The sequence below is a fragment of the Paeniglutamicibacter sp. Y32M11 genome, assembly GCF_019285735.1.
Lineage (GTDB): Bacteria > Actinomycetota > Actinomycetes > Actinomycetales > Micrococcaceae > Paeniglutamicibacter.
In genome coordinates, this window is the sequence record NZ_CP079107.1 from 986,682 (window position 1) to 1,006,450 (window position 19,769).

Genomic DNA, 19,769 nt, shown 5'->3' on the forward strand with positions numbered 1-19,769 from the left:
CGCGTTCCGGCAAGCTCGTCTTGCACCTGAGGATGAATAGCCAAAATGACGGGACAAGCCGCTCACCATTGAGCTCCTTGCCGGCCCTAATCGTTCCTAGATCAACGCGTTTGAGCGCACCTCACGATTTTGCTATTCAATGAACTGCCGTAATACGGGACACCAAAGAGCGCGGCTGCCTCAACTCGCGCGCACTGGCTATAGGCTGTGCAGAGAACTCGCGCCGGTGGCCCAAAAAATGAATCGTCGCGCGCAAAATGACGAACATTGGAGAGCGCATGACACCCGGTGAAGAAGAAGCTGATCGGGGTTATCTAGCCAAGCTGGTGTTGCCGGGCGGCAAAGAACCCGACCCGCGCTTCACCTTAGCCAATGAGCGCACGTTCTTGGCCTGGATTCGCACGTCGCTCGCCTTCCTAGCCGGTGGCATTGCGTTGGAAGTCTTTGCCTCTCCAGCATTTCCAGGATCTTTGCGCACCGGAATCTCACTGCTCCTGATCATTATGGGGATCCTGATAAGTGCCGGGGCCGCGTTGCGATGGCGACTCATTGAATCGTCGATGCGCCACAACAAACCTCTCCCACTGCCGCTCCTGATCCCGTTGTTGGGTCTTGGTGGAGCCATTGCCGCAACTATTGTGGCGGTGCTGATAGCGACCAGTTCATGAATCGTTCCGGGGCCGTCCCCACGCACAACGACTCGGGGTTGCAACCCGAGCGGACGATTATGGCGTGGGGCAGGACCACGATGTCTCTCTGCGTGGCCGGGCTGATCTTCTTACGCTGGTTACCGCACTACGGACTGTCCGTCCTGTTGATGGTGGCCCTCTGCCTGTCCTTGGCGGGCGGCATCTATTTCACACAACGTAAACGCTATGCCCGTGCATCAGCGGGCGTGCGCGATGAACGTATTCACGCCGACGCGGTGGCGGTGACTTCCATGACCGCCGTGGTGTTTACTTTGGGCGTCGTCGGAATCATTGTGGTGCTCGGAAACCAGTAAATTCCTCAGCTGCTCCAGGAGATGCCGTGGGTGCCCCGCTGCATCCGTGATGCCCAGCTGCACGTGGGTGATAATTCCTGCCGAAACCACGAGCGTACTGCGTACGTAGAGTCTCTCGGAATCGAATTCGAAGGTGGGAAGTCCCAAGGCCGATACCAAGGTGAATTCGGGATCCGAAAGGAGGGGATAACCCAGATGAAGACGCTCCGCGGCCTCCTGTTGGTACTCGCTGTGCTGGCTAGATAGGCCCAGAAGTGAGTATCCGATGGCGGCGAAGTCACTCGCCAAGTCGCGGAACTCGCAAGACTCTGCGGTGCATCCTTTGGCGCCGGGAACCATCGACCATTGGGGTGCTTCGGCGACATCTGGCCGTCCCGTTTTGGGGTAAATGAACAAAATGAAAGAACTGGCGGGGAACTCTCTGGCCGTGAACCTCGTGCCGTCGGTGGAGCGGAATGCACCGTCGGGAAACGCCGTACCGATCATTTGGCGTGTTGCTAGGTCTAGATCGGAGTTCATGGGATCAGTATCCCATTCTCCGGTCTTCTGATTCCGTCGAGGCTATCCGTGTCTGTCGGCCTGGTTGGCGGGCTCATCCAGAAGACGCAAGTACACGTTGCTCGGTGGCGGAAGGCGCTAGGGACTTTTGCGGCTTTTGTCAGGTAAATCAAAGGTTGACCAGTAAAAGTAACTGTGACACGGACTCTTGCGTCAGCGGTGTTGCCGACGCGCCGGGGCATTTGTGCTCAGCGACGGTTCGACTTCACATAGACTGACGCCAGAGCCAGCCGAGTATTTTCTGCACCAGTAGATGTACCGTGCGACCACAGAATTTCCAGTCCACAAGATTGAGGAATGTCCATGAGTTTTGGTACGTTGAGCCCGTTTGTGTCGCCCACAGTCCAGCTGACCCAACTGTTTGATGCACCCGATATTGAGGTGTTCGCCAAGTTAGATTCCCTCCAACTCTCGGGCAGCACCAAGGAACGAACGGCCGCCAGCCTCATTGACGGACTCCTGGACTCGGGACGTCTGGCCGAAGGCGGAATGATCGTGGAGTCCACGTCGGGAAATCTTGGAATGGCTTTGGCACGACAGTGCGTCGTTCGGGGCATCAAATTTGTTGCCGTGGTTGACCAGAATGCCAACGCCTCGGCACTTGAAATCATGCGTGCCTTTGGCGCCGCCATCGATGTGGTCCCCACCCCGCCGGACGGAAACAAGTTGTCGGCCAGGAGGAAGCGGGTTGAGCAACTACTGGCCGAACACCCCGGCGCTGTCACGACGAACCAATACGGTTCCTTGGATAACCCCGCGGCACATTTCTCCTCGACGATGCCGGAGATCATTGAGGCGATGGACGGACGGCTGGACATGCTTTTTGTCGCCACCAGTACCACCGGGACACTGCTGGGATGCCAAAACTACATCAGGCACCATCAGCTGAAAACGAAGATCGTTGCGGTAGATTCACTCGGCTCGGTGTTATTCGGCGGCGAGTCAGGAACCAGGTCTTTGCCGGGACTCGGTGCGGGAATCGTCCCGGAGCTGGCGCTGGCGGCAGAGCCCGACATCGTCTGGCGCATCGAGGAGCTTGAGATGGTTGCGGGGTGCAAACTACTTGCGCAACGAGAGGGGATCCTTGCAGGGGCCTCCACCGGGGCAATCGTCGCGGCCATGAGCCGCCAACTGCCGTCCATACCCGCCGGATCTAGAATCGCATTCCTCGTCCACGACTCCGGGGTTCCCTACCTGCATACGGTATACAACGACACGTGGGTGCAGGAAAACCTCGCCGGAAAAACCACGGTTAAGGCGGGCTTCGGAACCACAAGCGCAGGGGTGTTGTGACTCGGATTGCCATGATCGGCGGCGGACCCAAGACGCTGTTCGCCCTGCTCGAACTCCATGATGTGCTGTCCCCGGAACGGGCCGGAACACTGCACGTTGACGTGTACGATCCGCATCCGCCCGGTGCCGGACGAGTTTGGCAAAGTGGACAGCCCGAGGTCCTGCGGCTCAATGTCGCCTCACGGATCGTCGACGCCAGCTCAAGGCTGAACGATCAGAATTTCGGTACATGGGCAGCATGCAACGCCCCGCAGTACATGAACGACACATATCCGCCGCGTGCAGTGGTGGGCCGATACCTGAGCGAACAATTCCGCACTCTCTCGGAACAGGGGAACATGGAGTTAAATCACGTCCCCCTCGTGGTGCTTGCCGTGGTCCGGGATGTAGCGGGCTGGCAGGTGCACACCGCGGAAGGCGCGGAGTTCTACGATGAAGTGGTACTGGCCACGGGTCACGGTTTGTCCGACGAGCCGAGCGCGGAGGAGATTCCCACGGCTCAAAATGCAACGCCGCTCATCGGCGACTACGGATCGCTCACCGAGGCGCGGATTCCGCCAGGCGGTCGCGTTCGCCTCCGGGGTGCAGCCCTGACCGCTTATGACGTTGCCCTGCTACTTACCGAAGGCCGTGGTGGTCGCTGGGAAACGGACACCACGGATGGAACCGGCTCCCTGCGCTATCTAGCCAGTGGGCGAGAGCCGTCCAGAATCATCATGACCTCGCGCACGGGGTTGCCCATGGATCCTAAACCCGAGTCGATTCCTCCGGAAATCGTTGAACTCATCCGGTCGCGTGCTCAACAACTTCGCCGATGGGGGAGTGATCTGGCTACTGCCACCGAGACCACTACCCACAAGATGGACGGGTTGTGGCGGATCCTGCTTGACGCAGCCGCGGACTGCGCCGCAATGGCTGGGCTGAGGACCTCAAAACTTCAGCTGTGGCGCACCGCGCTGACCGGTCGATCGGCGGAGATGAGGACCGGTGACGGCTTGGACGGGTTCTGGCGGCGTAGTCTCGCGGTCAATGGGGGAGCAGCGGAGCCCACCACACGTTGGGTGTGGGCTCGAGTGTGGTCGGGACTCTACGCTCATCTCGTTGTGGCCGTCGACAGGGTTCGGTGGGAGCCGCGGCAGCGCAAACTCTTTGATCGGATCGCACGGAATTTCGAGCGGATGGCCTTCGGGCCCCCGGAGCGCACGGTGCAGCGGCTGGTGGCACTCTTTGAGGCTGGACTGTTGGCACAGGAGAGAACCGCGGTGGACGTAGATCATCACGCAGAAATAGTTGTTGATGCTCTGACTCCGACGCCAGGGATTCTGCCGAAGCCCGGCGATGCGGCGAAAGCATCACTGTATGCAGACCTGCTCGAGGCGGGAGAAATTTCGGTCCGCAGCGGAGAACGCGGACTGCTGACCGACCTCGACGGGACCTGTTTAGATACTCGGGGGCAGCGTAACGAATCCTTGACCGCTCTTGGCCGGCCCACCGAAGGACCCACCCTGGGCCACGACACCCTGAACAGATCCTTACATGAGGAGCCCCGACGTTGGGCCCGAAGAATTGCCAGCCAGCTACCGCTGCCCGCCACCTCACTAAGCGAGTGCCAATGAAAACGATGATGCAGGGGATAGCGCCCCTTACCGCCCGGCTCGAACCGTGGATGGAGTCGGTGATGGCCGATACGCAGCTCTGCGCGGAACTGCTTGAGCGCCACGGATCACCCCTCAATTTGCACAACTTTTCCGCCATGGACCGCAACGTTGCGGAGTTACGCGCAGCGGCGGCGAATCACGACATTACGTTCCAGATCTATCTGGCCCGGAAGGCGAACAAGACGCTCGGTGCAGTAGAACAGGCGGCGGCCAGTGACTGTGGGATCGATGTGGCGAGCCTCAACGAGCTACGCCAAGTCTTGGACGCGGGCGTGCCGGGCGAGAAAATCGTTCTCACCGCGGCCGTGAAATCAACGGCGCTGCTTCGCCTGGCGGTCACCAATGACGTGGTCATCAGCCTGGATAACTACGACGAGGCTACCGAACTTCTGGGGCTAGAACCCATTGCCGGTAAACCACTGCGCGTGGCCCTGCGACTTGCGTCGGATGATCCAGGAATCCCGCCCACCCGCTTTGGCCTCAAAGCCGGGCACTGGCTCAATGATCTGAAAACGTTGGATGCTCACCAGCGCCTGAAGATCGAAGGCATCCATTTCCATCTCAATGGTTATGACCATACTCAGCGCGCAATTCTTATCGTGGAGGCACTGAGCTTCATCGAGCGGCTGCGGATGTTGGGCCACCGGCCGAGCTTCATTGACATGGGTGGTGGCATCCCGATGTCCTACCTCGAAAGTGCGGCGCAGTGGGATCAATTCTGGTCGGATCTTTCCGCCCTTCCGGCAGGGAATGAGGAACTGACCTGGAAATCCGACCGATTGGGTGCCCACGGTCCGGTGCCAAGCGCCGCCGTATACCCATATCACCAGTCACTGGTTCGCGGGCCATGGTTGGATCGTCTATTGCGCTCTCGACCCGATGGTCAGCCGTTATCCATCGCGGATCGGTTGCGCAGCCAGAACATCGAATTGCGGTGTGAACCGGGGCGGTCTTTGCTTGATGGCTGTGGCATCACGCTCGCCAGCGTCGCCTTCAGCAAAAGCCGCAGTGACGGGGTGCCGTTGGTTGGCTTGCATATGAATCGAACCCAATGTCGTTCCACCTCGGCAGATTTCCTGCTGGACCCCATTCTGCTGCAGGCCGCCGAGCCAGCGCGGGAACGTTCACCTCTCAGCGGCTTTTTGGTGGGCGCCTATTGCATCGAGGAGGAGCTGCTGTTGCGCAGGCGATTCAATTTTCCCCACGGTGTTGCGCCGCGGGACATCGTGGTCTTTCCCAACACGGCCGGCTATTTGATGCACATCGTGGAGAGCGCGTCGCACCAGTTGCCGCTCGCCGCCAACCTTCGTTGGGATGGCCAGGACTGGGTACCCGATGCCATTGATGAGCTCGTGTGACATCGCGGCTGGTGCCCGCAGCAGATTCGGTTGCGCCGGAAGTGTTCTCTAGGCCTTGACTCGGAGAGTGGTCGAAGGGAGGCTCGATACAGACACTGAGCCACTTTGTGCCCTGGCACCGATATCGGCCAGCTCGTGGCGCAGCAGATCTTCATCCGTGCACCACGATTCGAGGAGAGCACCATGAATCACCCATTTAACGAGCTGCTCACGAGACAGCTCGGCAACGAATTTGCCGCTTCCCAGCAGTACATCGCCATCGCCAGTTGGTTTGATGGACAGGATCTGCCGCGGCTGGCCAAACACTTTTACCGGCAGTCGTTGGAGGAGCGGAATCACGCCATGATGATGCTCCAATACATGCTGGACCGGGGCATTAAAGTGGAGATTCCAGGCATTGAACCGGTGCGCAACGACTTCGGATCGGCCGAGGAACCGTTGGTGCTAGCGCTGGCCCAAGAGGTTGAGGTGACTGATCAGATCAAGGCGCTGTTCGCTGCAGCCCGGGCCGAGAATGACCCGCTGGGTGAACAATTCATGCTCTGGTTCCTCAAGGAGCAGGTCGAAGAGGTCGCCTCGATGTCCACGCTGCTGAATGTCGCCCGCCGCGCCACAAACGTCTTTGACGTTGAGACGTTCCTGGCCCGCGAGCGTGTGGGTGATGGAGGCCGGTCCCGCTCTCCGGTGGAGGACTCCGGTTCGCCGGCACCAGCCGGGGGAGCGCTCTAACCCGGGAACTTCGGAAAGCGCTCAGATAGCGGTGGTTGTTCCGTACACGGTGTGTGGAACAACCACCGGAGAACTTATGTGCGGCTGATGATATCGACGGATATTTCCACGGCAGGGACCGTCCCCTGGTTTTCTAGCCAATGCGTGGTGGTGCTGTCTTCCGGCCAACCCACACCGGGCCCATAGTGGGTGGCAACTCCATCTCGGTGATCGGTGATCGTGCCCTGCAGGATATTCACCACTCCGGGTCTGCCTTGATGGTCATGCAGTGGACCGAAGACGCTTCCGGGGGCCATGGTGATTCTGCGCATCCGAAGTTCTCTTCCGGCCATCCCCGGAATTTCCGGCCCTAAATCAACACTTGTTAAGAGCTCGACCGTGACTCTCGTGTTCACCATGATCTGTGAGCATCGTCGTTGCCTTTCCGCGCTTCGGATACTCACATGGTTGACTTCAGGTTTGGAAGAGTCAAGCACCCATGAGGCGGACCCCGGCAGAACTAGGAAACCGTTCAGAGCAGCACCGCGCCCCGGCGGAATCGGTCTATTGGCCTCAGACATCCGCGGAGACCATTGATCGTGGGGTGCTGACGAAAGTAGTGACAGCACAATCGAGGGGGCCGCATGGTTCGTTTCACTGACGGAACGCCCCTACGAATGCCCGCCCAGTAGCGGAGAATAAGCCGTTTAGCTCGACCAGAGGGCTATCAAAGCGCCAAGCGAGGTGCTAGTTTCGTCAAAAGAACCGCGTCTGAATCCTGATCTTTGACGGCACCAAATGCACCCCCGTGAGCAGGAGTTGCTCACGGGGGTGGGCACGGGCACAGGAACGGAGATGAGGGTGAACAAGCTTTGCGCGGGACCGGCAGCAGCGTCCGAAAGTAGGGACTCATGAACGTCTCACCACTGATCTGGGTCATCACGATCATAGCGATTTTGGCGTTACTCGCCTTTGACTACTTTTTCCATATCCGCAAGGCGCACGTGCCAGCGCTGAAGGAAGCGGGAATCTGGTCCTCCATCTATGTCGGCATTGCCGTGATCTTCGGAGTCTTGGTGTTCATCTTCGGTGGCGTGACGATGGGTTCCGAGTATTTTGCCGGGTACATCACCGAAAAGGCGCTGTCGGTTGATAACCTCTTTGTCTTCCTCATCATCATCGCCAGTTTTAAGGTGCCCAGGGAGGACCAACAGAAGGTATTGCTCTTTGGTATCGTCTTCTCACTGCTCGCGAGAACCGGCTTCATCTTCCTCGGAGCGGCACTGATCAACAGCTACGCATGGGTGTTCTACGTTTTTGGCCTGATCCTGCTGATCACCGCCGGCAACCTTCTCAAGCCGGGGGATCATGAGGCCGATCAGTCCAATAACTTCATCATGCGTCTGGCCAAGCGGTTTATGCATACCACCGATCATTTTGACGGCGACAAGCTATTCACCGTTCACAACGGAAAACGCGCGCTCACCCCGATGCTGCTGGTGATGGTGTCCATCGGTGGGACAGACATCCTGTTCGCTTTGGACTCCATTCCCGCCATCTTCGGACTGACGCAGAATGTCTACATCGTTTTCACTGCCACGGCGTTTTCCCTGATGGGACTGAGGCAGCTCTACTTCCTGCTGGACGGATTGCTGGACCGCCTGATCTACCTTTCCTACGGTTTGGCCGCCATCTTGGCCTTCATTGGTGTGAAACTGGTGCTCCACGCCCTGCACGAAAATAATCTGCCGTTCATCAACGACGGGGAACCGATCCCGGTGATTGAGATCAGCACCGGATTATCCCTCAGCGTCATCATCGGCGTGCTGCTGCTGACCGTCATCGCCTCCCTGCTGAGCAAGGCAGGAAAAGCTCAAACAGCCATCAACAGTGCCAGACGGCATGCCGTGAACTACATCGACCTCGGCTATACCGCCGATCCCATGGAGCGCGAACGCATCTACCGATTGCTCACCGCCGAGGAATCCCAGATTCTGACGATGGACCCCAAGTACCGCAACAAGGCCAAGGATGTTGCCACGATTCGTCAGCAGGTGGCAGAGGCGCACCGCCTGCACGCGGAGTACGACAAGAGATAACCGCTGGCGTCGACGATTCACACCACTCACCACGACGAAGACGAAGGAGTACGGGATCATGAGCACCGAATCAGCATCTGCCTTCCCACACCACGAACCGGAACCCGCTCCAGCAGGCAGCATCGTGGTGGGTCATGACGGATCCAAGGGGGCCGAGGACGCGCTGTCCATGGCGTTAGAACTGGCCGAAGAACTCAAGCTGCCCGTGGTGGTGGCACGCGCCTGGTCCATCTCCACGGCGCCACGTCCAGCGGAATGGACGTTCGGCTACGTGCCGGCCTGGGAGGAATTCACCGCGGCTGTGCAGCACGAATTGGAAAACAAGGTGCGTCCGTTCGCCGAAAAACACCCCACCGTAGTCATCAGCTACGAACCGGTCCACGCACCAGCGGTCAAGAGCCTGATCACCATCTCGCGTGACGCGCGCATGCTGGTGCTGGGAACCCGCGGACGCGGCGGTTTAGCGGGAATGCTGTTGGGTTCGGTCAGCGAGCAGTGTGTCCGCCACGCCTTATGCCCGGTGTTGGTGGTGCGCTCCAAATCCTGAGCAAAAGGCAGCTGGCATCTGTGATGCCAGCTGCCTCGGACTTAGTTGGCCTCGTCTCGGGACTGTTCCGGATCATTGAGAATCCGATAGCCGAGTTCCGGATCAAAGCCGTGAATTTCGCGCGTATCAAGGACATCCATGAAGGAGAGGATCTCCTTGGTGAAGACTTGGCCCGGAACCAGTACCGGGAAACCCGGTGGGTAGGGTGTCACGAATCCTGCGGATACCACTTCCTCGCCGGTCAAAACCCGCTCGGTGATTTCCTTCGGCATCAGGTAGCTGCAGGTGCCGTCCTTGTAGGTGGTGAAATAGGCGGTGCGCAGGTCGCCGTCGATCGTGTCCCCGCCACGGCGGAAACGATCCGCGAACCGGCTGAAGTCCGGCAGCGGGGGCGGCGTACTGCTCAGTGCCGCTACCGTGCGGGCCCGCGCCTTGAGCGCGGACGGTCCGAGATCTGCCTGCTGGGCATCAAAGTGTTCCGCCAGCTTGACCAGAACGTCGAGTAGATAGGCGACGGCACTGCGTGAGGTCCCGATGTTTGTCATGAATAGCACGGTGTTTCGGGAGGTCTTATTAACCTGAATCCCGTGCAGGTCCATCAGGTACTTGTGTTTAAACGTGTCACCGTCAACCCCCGTGCGCCCGATATGCAGGGTCAGGCGACTTGGGTCGACCACGAATTCGTCGGTCCTCCAGGCTTCGTCCATGGCGGCGATGCCGTCACGCAGCGGCATGGGACGCGTGGTTTCTCGGTACTCCTCGGGGATCAAATCGTGGGTGGTCAGGACCTTGAAATACTTTTTGAGCAGGGGGTGGCGAGCTACTGCTTGGGCCACCGACTGCGCCAGGTAGGCCTGACGTTGGACCAGCTCGTAACCCTCCAGCACGGCCTGGCGACGGCCGATGTCCAGGGAGGCCAGGATCTGGTAGTTCGGCGAGGTGGAGGTATGGGTCATGTACGCGGCGCTGAACGTTTCCTGATTCTGGCTGCTGAAGTCCTGATCATAAACGTGGATCATCGAACCCTGGCGCAATGCGGTCAGGGTCTTATGCGTTGACTGCGTCGCGTACACGCGCAACCTGGCCACCTTGGGGTCCGGCAGCAACCGGGTGGAGAGCCACAGCTCGTCATCGAGGGGTTCACCGGTGGACTGATCAAAGAGCGTGGCCCGCTGGGCTTCGGCCCGGGCGATGTAGGCCGGATCCTGGAAGCTCTCCTCGAGCGTTGCCGCCGCGGACATGGCGGTGCGCCGCCGGTAGATGGGGTGGAAGGTGGCGAAGGCGAACCATGCCTCGTCCCAGAGGAAGACCAAGTCTGGCTTGATGGCCAGGCATTCCTCCATCACGCGTTGGACGTCATAAACGATGCCGTCGAAGGTGCAGTTGGTCAGCGTGATCATCTTGACCTCGTCCAGGCGACCGGCCCGACGGTAATCAAGCAGCATGCCCTTCAGCGTCTTGAGTGGTACGGCTCCGTAGAAGGAGAACTCGTCCAGCGGATAGGCATCCACGTAGGCAACCTGGGCGCCAGCGAGCATGAGGGCGTAGTGGTGGGACTTGTGGCAATTGCGGTCGGCGATGACCACATCTCCCGGTGCCAGGATGGATTGGTGCACGATCTTATTGGCCGTGGACGTGCCATTGGTGACGAAGTAGGACCGGCGGGCACCGAAGGCCCGAGCGGCGAGAACCTGGGCATCACGAATGGTGCTACGCGGGTCAAGCAAGGAGTCAAGTCCGCCGGAGGTGGCGGAGGTTTCGGCATGGAGCAGGTTCAGTCCGTAGAACTCGCCCATGTCCTTGATCCACCGGGAGTTCACCACCGAGCCGCCGCGAGAGATGGGCAGGGCGTGGAAGACGGCAGCAGGCCTGCGGCTGTGTTGTTGCACGGCGTCGAAGAACGGAGTTCGGAAGCGGTCTTCAACACCCTTGACGAGGGAGAGATGCAATTCCATGGACTCTTCGCGGCGGAAGAGGCGCACAAACCGGCGATTTATGGAGCCCGCCAACTCCTCGATGGAAACGTCCGCCACCAGGTACAGATCAAGTTCCGGGCGCAGCTCCTTGAGCTTGTCGGCTAGGGCCAGGATGCGCGCCTTGGGGGCGTAGGTGGAGATATCCGGGCTGATGAAACCGTCCAAGAACTTGCGAAGGTCTTCACCCGGGGTGTGCCTGGCGGGCACGGTGAAGCCTGGGCGCAAAATGCAGGCCTGGATGGTGGGGTTCAGCAAGACGGCAATCAGCGCGTCCTCAAGGCTGGGCACCACATTGATTTGGTAGATGAACCGGTCAGATTCCCGACGCTGGCCATCCATCTCGGCAATGAGTTCCTCACGCACCGTGGCCGAAACATCGTCAATAACCAGAACCTCAAAGCGAGGTCGTCGATCGGCAATGGCGAGGGCCCCGGGCTCGGCAGCTTCCATCTGCGGATCGGACGAGGTAATTTTACCCTCGAGTTCATGACGGAACCGGGTAAATCCGCGGGTTACCGTCTCAATGAGCTTGAGCGCGGAGTTGAAGTCGCCCTCTTGGATCAGGGCACGAAGTTCGAGGACATGCGCCTTGCCCGGCACTGCCCAGTAGGTTTCCACCGCCTCCAGAACGCGCAGCTGTCGCATAACCTCGGCGAGCAGTCCGCGTTCTGAATTTCCGGGGTCACTGGTTCCCGGCAGCGCCTTTGCTGCGTAGCCCAGGTATTCCCATGCGTCGGTGCGCAGGCGCCAAACGCTGGAAGGTGTTGCATATTCGTCGGTATCGGATTTGGCCATTGGGGCTTTCACTTCTGTTCTATTCCTAGGGCGGGCCAGCAAGGGAGCGTCGTGGGTCCAACGCGCTATTTCAGTCTCCCGAGTAAGGATTTGGGTGTACTCGAGGGACGGAGAATAAGGGCAGGTACGACGGGTGTTCGGGGTCCACGGGGAAGGGTGCTTCGCCCGGTTGCTCAGAATCGGGAGCGACGTTGCTCGCGACCTGTTGCGCGGTGGTGGGGTCGAAGGGTTGCTCGACCGGTTGTTCGGCGGGTTCCACGGTGGTGGTGCCGAATGGCTGCATGGTTGGTGATTCGAGGGGTAACACGACCGGGAGGTCGAAGGATTGCGCAGCGGCTGCCGGTTCGAAGGGCTGCTCAACGGCTGGTTCGCCGGGTTGCGCGATCGGTGGTTCATCAGGCTGCATGGCTGCTGGTTCGACGGGCGGCTCGAGGGCGGAATCCGCGGGGTGGTCGGCTACCGGTTCAGCAGGCTGCGCAGCGGTGGCAGCGAAGGGCTGCTCCACTTCCGTTTCGGCAGATTGCTCTGCGGTGGAATCGGCCGTCTGCTCGGTCAAGAGAGTCTTTGAGATTGCGTCGAACGCACGCAGGGTAGAGAAAAGCTTGAAGGCATCCTGAGGATAATGCCAGCTGGACAGCTTGACGGCGACCACCTGGGCAGGGCGATTGACATAGATCATCTGTCCATGGATGCCTAAGCAGACCACAACGTCGTTTCCCTCGTAGGGGAACCACATCTGATTTCGATACATTCCGCCGGGCATACGGTTATCACCGGGACTGTCGGCGAACGCAGTGCGAGAATCCGAGGCCCCGGCTAAGGTCTGCTCGATCCATGATTCGGAGAGTACTCGCTCGCCGGTCAGCGAGGTGCCGTCTCCGACAAAGAGCGAACCAAAGCGGGCCAAGTCGCGCATCGACGCGTTGATTCCACCATCAAACATGCCCGTGCCGAATTGGTCGATGCCGATCGATGCATCAAATTCGGCCCCCAGCTTTCCCCACAGCAGGTGCGAGAGCAGCATAGGCATCGGAGCGCCTCCGGCCACCTCACAAATCCAGCCCAGCATGTCCGTTTCGCAGGAACGGTACTCGAAGACTCCACCGTGCTCCCACTTTTTCGGGAGCGTCTTCAGGTAGGTGTACATGCCAATGATGCCGGGATCGGTGGATGGTGCCCAGCCAATGGCTTCTTCCAACATGCGCACTTCGGCCTGCGGGTCGAGGTAGTCCTCGGAAAAGGTGATGCCCGAACGCATATCCAGCAGGTTGCGAACCGTTGCCCCGTCGTATCCTTTGCCGACCAACGACGGCAGGTAACTGGTCAACGTGGCCTCAGGATCAAGCAGTCCGGCGTCGCACAAGGCACCGGCAACCGTACCGACCAAGGATTTGCTCACCGACATCAAAAGATGCGGTGTTTCCGGTGCCATTTCACCAAAGTAGGACTCGGTGAGCACCTGGCCCTTGTGCAGCAGCATCCAGCCGTCGGTGTCCGTTGCACACATGACGGAATCTACGGTCATGGGCGGTTCCTCGGGGTAAGCCGAGGGCAAGGAGATGCAGCCGAGTTCGCGCGGCGATGCCGGCAATGCCGAGGCCGGCCCCTGCCCCCGCGATATCAGCGCGGTGGGCAGGAACTCGGCAATATTTTGGAAGGACCATCGCAAGTTCTCGGGCAGCTGCCAGTTTGTCATGTCCACCACTGTTGGGGCGGAATCTAAATTGGTGCTCTCCACTGACGTATCCTTCCAATGCCGCACCAGTGCGGCCGATGACGGCCACCTGATGTGGTTTTCAATTTCTGCAATGATGCAGCTTCTCAGTGCTGCCCCGAGGCAGCGGCGATTATGTGGACATTACCACTGGGTTTTTACTCCGATCCCCGCGGTAGCCTCAACCGGCTCCGTGGCGCTCAACGGCAGTCCGGTGAATCCGGCACGAACACTGTCGATGAAGTGCTTAGCCCTGATGCTCAGCTGCGTGGAGCCATTGCGTTCGACCTGAAGACGACCCTTGGTGACCAAGATACCGAGGTCGGCACCCTTCCAGCGGTAGTCACCGGGACCGTAGATGCGCAGGAAGAACGCTTCGGATTCGTTCTGCAGCATGTGCCAGTCCATGGCGGGACGGCTGAAGACCAACGCGCCGTTGCTGTCCAGCTGATACTGGCCGGTGGCGGGCGTGGCGGTGAGCAATTCGACCGTCTCGGAGGTTTCCTTGATGATCATCTGGCTCCACACATCGGCACCCGAAAGCGCTTCCCAGCGTGCATTGATTTCGTCGATGTCCAGGTCGAATTCCACATCCATGTATTCGAGCAGGTGGAAGAGGAACAACGGCACGTCCGCGTAGGCTCCGGCCGTCACGTTGGTGATGGCCGATGCCCCGGAAATGCGCGGGTTCAGCTCGCCGAGGTAAACCTCGTCGGTGTCGGTGTCCACCAGAACGTCGACCTCGAAGAAGCCGCGGTAACCCTCCTTCGACAAGCGATCTCCCATGCGCTGGACGAGGTCGGTAGCCCGGGTGCGCTGGGTGGCGGTGAGGACATCCGGGTGCATCTCATTGCCGCACCATCCACCCTGGTACGGGGTCAGGTCGCTGTGACCCGCAAGCTCGGTGAGGAAAGGACCCACCAGCGTGCCGGAGCGTGTCAGCACAGCTTCGACGGCCACCGGTAGGTTGTTAATCCGGCGCATCACCTTGATCTGTTCGCCGATGATATCGGAGCTGTACTTGTCCCAGTCCGCCTCGTTGGCGATGAAGAAGGTGGTCTTGCCGGAGTCACCGTACGGCGTCTGGACGACCAATTCTTTACCAAGTCCGGACTCATCTGCCACCTTGCGAAGGGTGGTCCAATCCGTTCCGGTGGTCAATACGTTGGGTACCGACGGAACGCCGGCCTCGTTGCCCAGCTGCGTGGTCACGATCTTGGAATCGAGTCGCGAGCGCAGTTCTGCTGGCGGCAGGATCAGATCGTAACCGAGTTCTTCACAGATGTGCTCGGTTTCCGCATCGAAGAAGACCATGGCCACCTTCGGCCGCACTCCGGGACGCAAGTCCTTTGTCATGCGTGCTCTGACCTCAGGGTTGAGCAATAGCCAGTTGTTGATTTCTTCGCCCGACCCGAATTCCTTGTAAGGCTTGTTCACCGGGGTGAAGACCCGAGCGTGCGCACCATCCCAGGCATCGTAGTAGCTGATGTAGGTAAAGTTGCGTACCCATCGGTCAAGACCCAGCAGATTGAACGGCGTGGCACCGATAAAGAAGACCGGTACATCGTTGGTGCGGAAGAAGTGGCGGACCTCGGAGATGTTTCGCACCGTGTGCAGGGCAGTTTCGGCTGGAACCGTTGGGGCGAAGGCGGCGTCCGTTCCGACGGTGGCCTCGGGGGCCTCTGGGCCGCTTGGTGTTGCCCGAGGCATTGGATCGGATTCCGTGATGCTAATCGGCGCGTCAGCCTCTTTGGCCTTCGATGCTGGCACAGTGATGGGTTTTGCTGCGGGGGCCTTGCTGTCCGACTCAATCTTTGAAGTGGGCGCGGCTACTGATTTCGCAGTGGCGGGCTTTTCAGACACCACGGTGGCTGCCGTAGCGACCGACGCGGGAGCAACTGTCTGCTTCGTTGCGGAGGTCTTGGTCGTGGTGCCAGCAGCTACGGTGGGCACCTTAGCCGCAGCGGGCTTGGTGACTGTGGACTTCGGTGCCGTTGTGGCCTTTTCTGCAATTGGCTTGGTGGCTGCCGCAGTTGTGGCTGCCGACTTCGTCACTGTCGCGGCGGTCTTGGTCGCTGCTGGTTTGGATTCGGTGATAGACGTTTTCTTGGCTGCGGGGGCCTTTGTTACCGATGCTGCCGTCGAGGTGGCTACTGCTGGCTTTGTAGCTGCGGTGGTGCTCTTGGCAGCTGGCACAGCTGGGGTGCTGACCTTGGTTGTGGCAGTGGTTGCAGTTTTGGCGGCTGTCGTCTTCGACGCCGTTGGTGCTGTCGCGGTGGCTGTTGCCGGCTTTGTGGCGGTAGCAGTAGCGGTTGCGGTTTTGGTGGCTGTCGTCTTTGGTGTCGTCGCTGCCGTAGCAGTGGTTGCTGCCGGCATTGTCGCGGCGGGAGTAGCGGTGGTCGCAGTTTTGGCGGCTGTCGTCTTTCGAGCCGCTGTTGCTGTCGAGGTGGCTACCGCCGGCTTTGCTGCAGTGGAGGCAGCCGTGGTTGAGCTCTTAGCCGCAGTGCCCGTGGTCTTGGTTGCAGCCGATTTGGTAGCAGATGCCGTTGTGGGCGTAACCGTCGCTGGCTTTACCTCGGTGTCGCTTTGCTTGTTGCTCGAAAGCGTCGTCGCTTCTGCTTTTTTCGTTGTTGTCGGCTTTTCAGTTGCTGACTTTGGTGAAACGTTCGCAGCTTGGTTTAGCGAACTCGCCAGGGTAGCTAGTCCAGCCGCCTTCAAAGGCGTCGTGTTTGGTACCTTTTCGGCGTTGATGATGGAAGTCAAAGTCGACTTTGTGCTTGTGACTCGGGAAGGAGTAACAGTTTGTGCCGTAGCAGGGGCGGACTTTGAACTCGTCACTGGGGCAACACTGCCGGCCGCCGGGGTTTCTACGGTCGTTGGCATAGCCTCGACCTTCTTGAGCTGGGTCGACTGGCCAATCTTTTTGCCATTCTTGTTTGCGCGTGCGGTCATTGTCCTACTCCTGTTCCTAGGGAATTGTTGAATCTTGTAGTAAATGGCGGAAATCGCGTTGATCGTCGATTCAAACGTTTTTCGTATATATGCGAAGTGCATTGAATCCGAAAAATATGACAATCACCATCCACTTAAGTCTTTTTGCGAGAGGGCATCGCAAATTGACTGATTAGGATTCACTAACTCCTTCATCAAGTGTCGCTAGCCTATTTGAATCCCGTGAACACGAAATGTACGTAAGGAGACTGTCAAGGGTGTGCAGTGGTCGTGAGGAGTTGGGAATTGGGTCACCGAATAGTCTCTGGTGAGCCGGAAAACACCCAGGCCTCGAGCTGTCAGGTTTGCGATCGATGGGAATTAAATATCGATTCTGACGTGGGATAACTCACTCTCCGGTTGGATCGGAGGGGGTGTTGAACGTACTGAAATGACCGCTAGTCACAGGCCGTCGAGCAATGGGGGAGTGGCGGTGATCACGAAACTGGACTGTTTTGAAAGAAGTCAGTATGTGACTAAGTTTTGACGCTTTGCGAAATGAGAAGACTCTGTACTTGCAAGTAATTACTTGCCTGCTTTTACGTGTCATTGTTCTGTTTTGAGCAGTGACGAGAACTTTGGGTTGAAGTCTTGAAGCGACAGTTTCGTTTCGGCAGCCATATTGGCTCGTTTCTGCGATTTTTGTGGACCTAGAACACCAGACCATCAATCGTCCTGAGCCGTAGATTGTCTGACTCAAGAATCTGGAAAGGCGAACAATCCTGCGTGCCACCCACGTGTCTGGGTTATGCAATGTACGGGCTTCTGTGAATTGGTGATGGCCGAGTCTGGGGTATCTTAGGATTTATTGCGGAAGAAATTGCCGTTAATATTTAGCTTAATTCAAAAAACCAAATTGATCGATCTTTGTGGTCAATGTTCCGTTTAAAGCGGTTCGAATTTCTCCCACGGAATGATGGAGTTGTCTAAGCTCTACATAACCGAAAAGAAAGTCGATGCGCTACCGGCCCTGCTTCACGCCAGCCCGGCGAACAGAACGTCGAACTAGTGGCAAGAGTCTCCCACGCCCTTGTTTTCGGTTCCCAGCCAGCCAAGGGACGTGCTGCAGACCGCGATCTTTGTGTCTCTACCGGCAAGCGCACAAGCGCAGCTGTTTCTGGTGTTGCTGAGACAGAATGTGATCCAGTCGATGTCCGCGGACCTCTTTGGCCTCAGGCGGCCCAGCGTTTCGCGGTTTTACCGCAGACTGGTGCAGATCATCGGTGAAGCCTTAGCCACCATGGACCTGAGGAGCTAGGTGACTTGGCCGGGAAATGCACGCTACTGGTGTACGGAAACGGCCTAATTAAACGGCGTTGCCGCGTCGGAATAACGGAGAAATGCTCTGACAAAACACGCCGCCACAATTGATGAGGGAAGGCTCATGTCGCGGTGCCGGCTGTGGTGCTCGTGCGATGAGGCCATCGCCCGGAGCACGGGAGGGTCAAGCGGTGGGGTGGGCACCAAGGCGGCACTATGAGTGACACCGCCTTGGCTGACAGATGACGCCCCCATGAAGCCTTCTGTCGATGCGTCACCATCGACCATTCGGAACCGTTCAGCGTTCGGATTGGTCTGGTCGGCCAGGGGTGGCATTCTCTTGGAAGAATTCGGTGCTCGCTATTGGCGGGTCGTTGATTGTCTTCGTTCTTTTGGGATTGCATACGCGTAAGTGGGCGTATTAAGTGCCTTTGAAGGAGGCCCCAACCATTGAGGTCGTGGCCTCTTTCGCATTCTTGTTATGGGCCACCTACGACCGTCTGCGCGAGGCATTGCAAAGGATGTAGGCGAACCGCGAAAGGCCCACTGCACACACCAACCTTTTTGTGCTCGGTGCGATCAGTGACAGATTTCCCGCACTCCTGACACTCGAACGGAAAGCTCACGCCGAACCTAGCAACTATTCGGAACGAGGACTGTCTGCGGAGAAAGTCAAACGAGTCAGTCTGCGTATGAGTGGCATGACTACTCGATGGGAGCAAAGCGATACGACAATAGCCGACCTGTCCATTGGACGGGGGAAGTGCATGTTGTACTCCGAGCTCATGTTGTACTGCCGAGCATTGGCGCCAGGGGATCCCTCCCGGTCACTGTGAGGTCGTGGAATGCTAGGCACGGAAGGATTACTTTGAGGCCGCAGGTCCAATAGTGTTTGTCTTTGCTGCAGAAATCAGTGGAGTGACCTTGGCAGCCTTCTGTTTGGGGCACGATCGAAGAACTTTTGCCATCGCGTCCTTCTCTGCCTTTGTCACAGAAAGTGTGTACTTGCGTTTTACGCTGATCTGCGTCGCCACGTACTGGCAACGAAAAGATTTATGTGGAGGCAACCACTCAGCGGCATTTTTGTATCCCTTAGAACGGTTGGCAGATGCCTCTGAGGCCAGTAGATTGAGCGGATCATTGGCCAGCAGGACGCGTTGATCTTGGGAAAGCCTCTGTGCGCCGGATATCCAAGCATTTTTCAAGGCCACTGCGTGGTCGATGTCAACGCTGCCGGAATTAACCTTCCAGTTAATTATTTGTCCGGTGTATTGGTCCGCCAGCCGTCCGGTGGCCACCGTGCATTTCTTGGCGTCCTTGTAGGTCAGGCGGGTCATGTCGCGGGACAAGATGTCTTGGCGGGCATCGCACTTATTCCCGTCAGGGTCTTTCCAGCCGTTTCCGAACTTGTCATTGCGGTCATAGCCGGTGGCTGCGGCCTTGCCCTTGACCGTGAGCTTGGCCAGGGCACCTGATGCCAGCGGGCCATTCAATGCAGGTCCCACTCCGTTGGAGGATCGATCCGTGCTGCTCGTAGGGGTGGCAGAGGCGGAAGGAGAAACATTTCCCGCGTGAGATGCATATTCGGCGCATCCGCTTAGGGCTGCCACCGTGACTACCAATAGGGCTAGGGTCTTCGTGATGCTTTTGTACTTCATGCGTGTTGAGGGTACAGACCGTCCTCGGTCATGCACCTATCGCTCCAAACGGGTCTTGCGTTCGACAAGAATCTGTCGGCTATCAGCTCAAAAGGTTACTCGCTCGGGATCACGAATCTCCGGTTCGACATGGGAAAGACGGTTGAGATCG

The 19,769-nt window shown here is 58.6% G+C and carries 15 protein-coding genes; 9 read left to right on the plus strand and 6 right to left on the minus strand.

Annotation, left to right across the window (positions count from 1 at the left end):
• The first annotated feature begins 257 nt into the window (after positions 1–257).
• Together KUF55_RS04355 and KUF55_RS04360 are read left to right on the plus strand one after the other, a co-directional pair.
• Positions 258–668, plus strand: coding sequence for a YidH family protein (locus tag KUF55_RS04355; RefSeq protein ID WP_255557303.1), 411 nt, complete (start codon positions 258–260; stop codon positions 666–668).
• On the plus strand, positions 665–1,003 hold the full coding sequence (locus tag KUF55_RS04360; protein ID WP_218818107.1) for a DUF202 domain-containing protein: 339 nt from the start codon (positions 665–667) through the stop codon (positions 1,001–1,003). Before KUF55_RS04355 ends, KUF55_RS04360 begins: the two co-directional genes overlap by 4 nt.
• Here the strand turns inward: KUF55_RS04360 and KUF55_RS18980 are convergent.
• Entirely contained in the window at positions 887–1,522 is a 636-nt protein-coding gene (locus tag KUF55_RS18980; protein WP_168152327.1) for a peroxiredoxin, read from the minus strand. The two genes, KUF55_RS04360 and KUF55_RS18980, sit on opposite strands and share 117 nt — an antisense overlap.
• A gap of 342 nt (positions 1,523–1,864) precedes the next feature.
• Here KUF55_RS18980 and KUF55_RS04370 point away from each other — a divergent pair, with 342 nt between their 5' ends.
• From KUF55_RS04370 to KUF55_RS04385, 4 genes are all read left to right on the plus strand, one after another.
• Complete coding sequence (locus KUF55_RS04370) at positions 1,865–2,854, plus strand: pyridoxal-phosphate dependent enzyme (protein ID WP_218818108.1); 990 nt, start codon at positions 1,865–1,867, stop codon at positions 2,852–2,854.
• Entirely contained in the window at positions 2,851–4,470 is a 1,620-nt protein-coding gene (locus KUF55_RS04375) for an FAD/NAD(P)-binding protein (protein ID WP_218818109.1), read from the plus strand. The genes KUF55_RS04370 and KUF55_RS04375 overlap by 4 nt, the downstream gene beginning before the upstream one ends.
• Positions 4,467–5,870 (plus strand): Y4yA family PLP-dependent enzyme, encoded by a 1,404-nt coding sequence (locus tag KUF55_RS04380; RefSeq protein ID WP_218818110.1) that lies wholly within the window; start codon positions 4,467–4,469, stop codon positions 5,868–5,870. The genes KUF55_RS04375 and KUF55_RS04380 overlap by 4 nt, the downstream gene beginning before the upstream one ends.
• 183 nt (positions 5,871–6,053) lie before the next feature.
• A complete protein-coding gene (locus tag KUF55_RS04385; RefSeq protein ID WP_218818111.1) occupies positions 6,054–6,599 on the plus strand; it encodes a ferritin in 546 nt (181 codons plus the stop codon).
• Positions 6,600–6,673: 74 nt separating this feature from the next.
• Here KUF55_RS04385 and KUF55_RS04390 read toward each other — a convergent pair whose 3' ends face one another.
• A complete protein-coding gene (locus tag KUF55_RS04390) occupies positions 6,674–6,910 on the minus strand; it encodes a cupin domain-containing protein (protein WP_255557304.1) in 237 nt (78 codons plus the stop codon).
• A gap of 579 nt (positions 6,911–7,489) precedes the next feature.
• Here KUF55_RS04390 and KUF55_RS04395 point away from each other — a divergent pair.
• Together KUF55_RS04395 and KUF55_RS04400 are read left to right on the plus strand one after the other, a co-directional pair.
• Positions 7,490–8,677 (plus strand): TerC family protein, encoded by a 1,188-nt coding sequence (locus KUF55_RS04395; RefSeq protein WP_218818113.1) that lies wholly within the window; start codon positions 7,490–7,492, stop codon positions 8,675–8,677.
• Between the two features lie 58 nt (positions 8,678–8,735).
• Entirely contained in the window at positions 8,736–9,224 is a 489-nt protein-coding gene (locus KUF55_RS04400) for a universal stress protein (RefSeq protein ID WP_132361783.1), read from the plus strand.
• A gap of 41 nt (positions 9,225–9,265) precedes the next feature.
• Here the strand turns inward: KUF55_RS04400 and KUF55_RS04405 are convergent, their stop codons facing one another.
• The 3 genes from KUF55_RS04405 to KUF55_RS04415 form a co-directional block, all read right to left on the minus strand.
• Positions 9,266–11,995 (minus strand): aminotransferase class I/II-fold pyridoxal phosphate-dependent enzyme, encoded by a 2,730-nt coding sequence (locus tag KUF55_RS04405; RefSeq protein WP_218818114.1) that lies wholly within the window; start codon positions 11,993–11,995, stop codon positions 9,266–9,268.
• 70 nt (positions 11,996–12,065) lie between these two features.
• Positions 12,066–13,733, minus strand: coding sequence for a serine hydrolase (locus KUF55_RS04410; RefSeq protein WP_255557305.1), 1,668 nt, complete (start codon positions 13,731–13,733; stop codon positions 12,066–12,068).
• A gap of 120 nt (positions 13,734–13,853) precedes the next feature.
• Positions 13,854–15,419, minus strand: a complete 1,566-nt coding sequence (locus KUF55_RS04415) for a biotin carboxylase (protein WP_132362552.1) — start codon at positions 15,417–15,419, stop codon at positions 13,854–13,856.
• Positions 15,420–15,432: 13 nt separating this feature from the next.
• On the opposite strand from KUF55_RS04415, the gene KUF55_RS18675 reads away from it, so the two are divergent.
• Positions 15,433–16,692: a hypothetical protein gene (locus KUF55_RS18675; RefSeq protein WP_255557306.1), complete on the plus strand. Its 1,260-nt coding sequence runs from the start codon at positions 15,433–15,435 to the stop codon at positions 16,690–16,692.
• Between the two features lie 2,131 nt (positions 16,693–18,823).
• Here KUF55_RS18675 and KUF55_RS04425 read toward each other — a convergent pair.
• Positions 18,824–19,453: an HNH endonuclease family protein gene (locus KUF55_RS04425; RefSeq protein ID WP_255557307.1), complete on the minus strand. Its 630-nt coding sequence runs from the start codon at positions 19,451–19,453 to the stop codon at positions 18,824–18,826.
• Positions 19,454–19,769 lie beyond the last annotated feature (316 nt).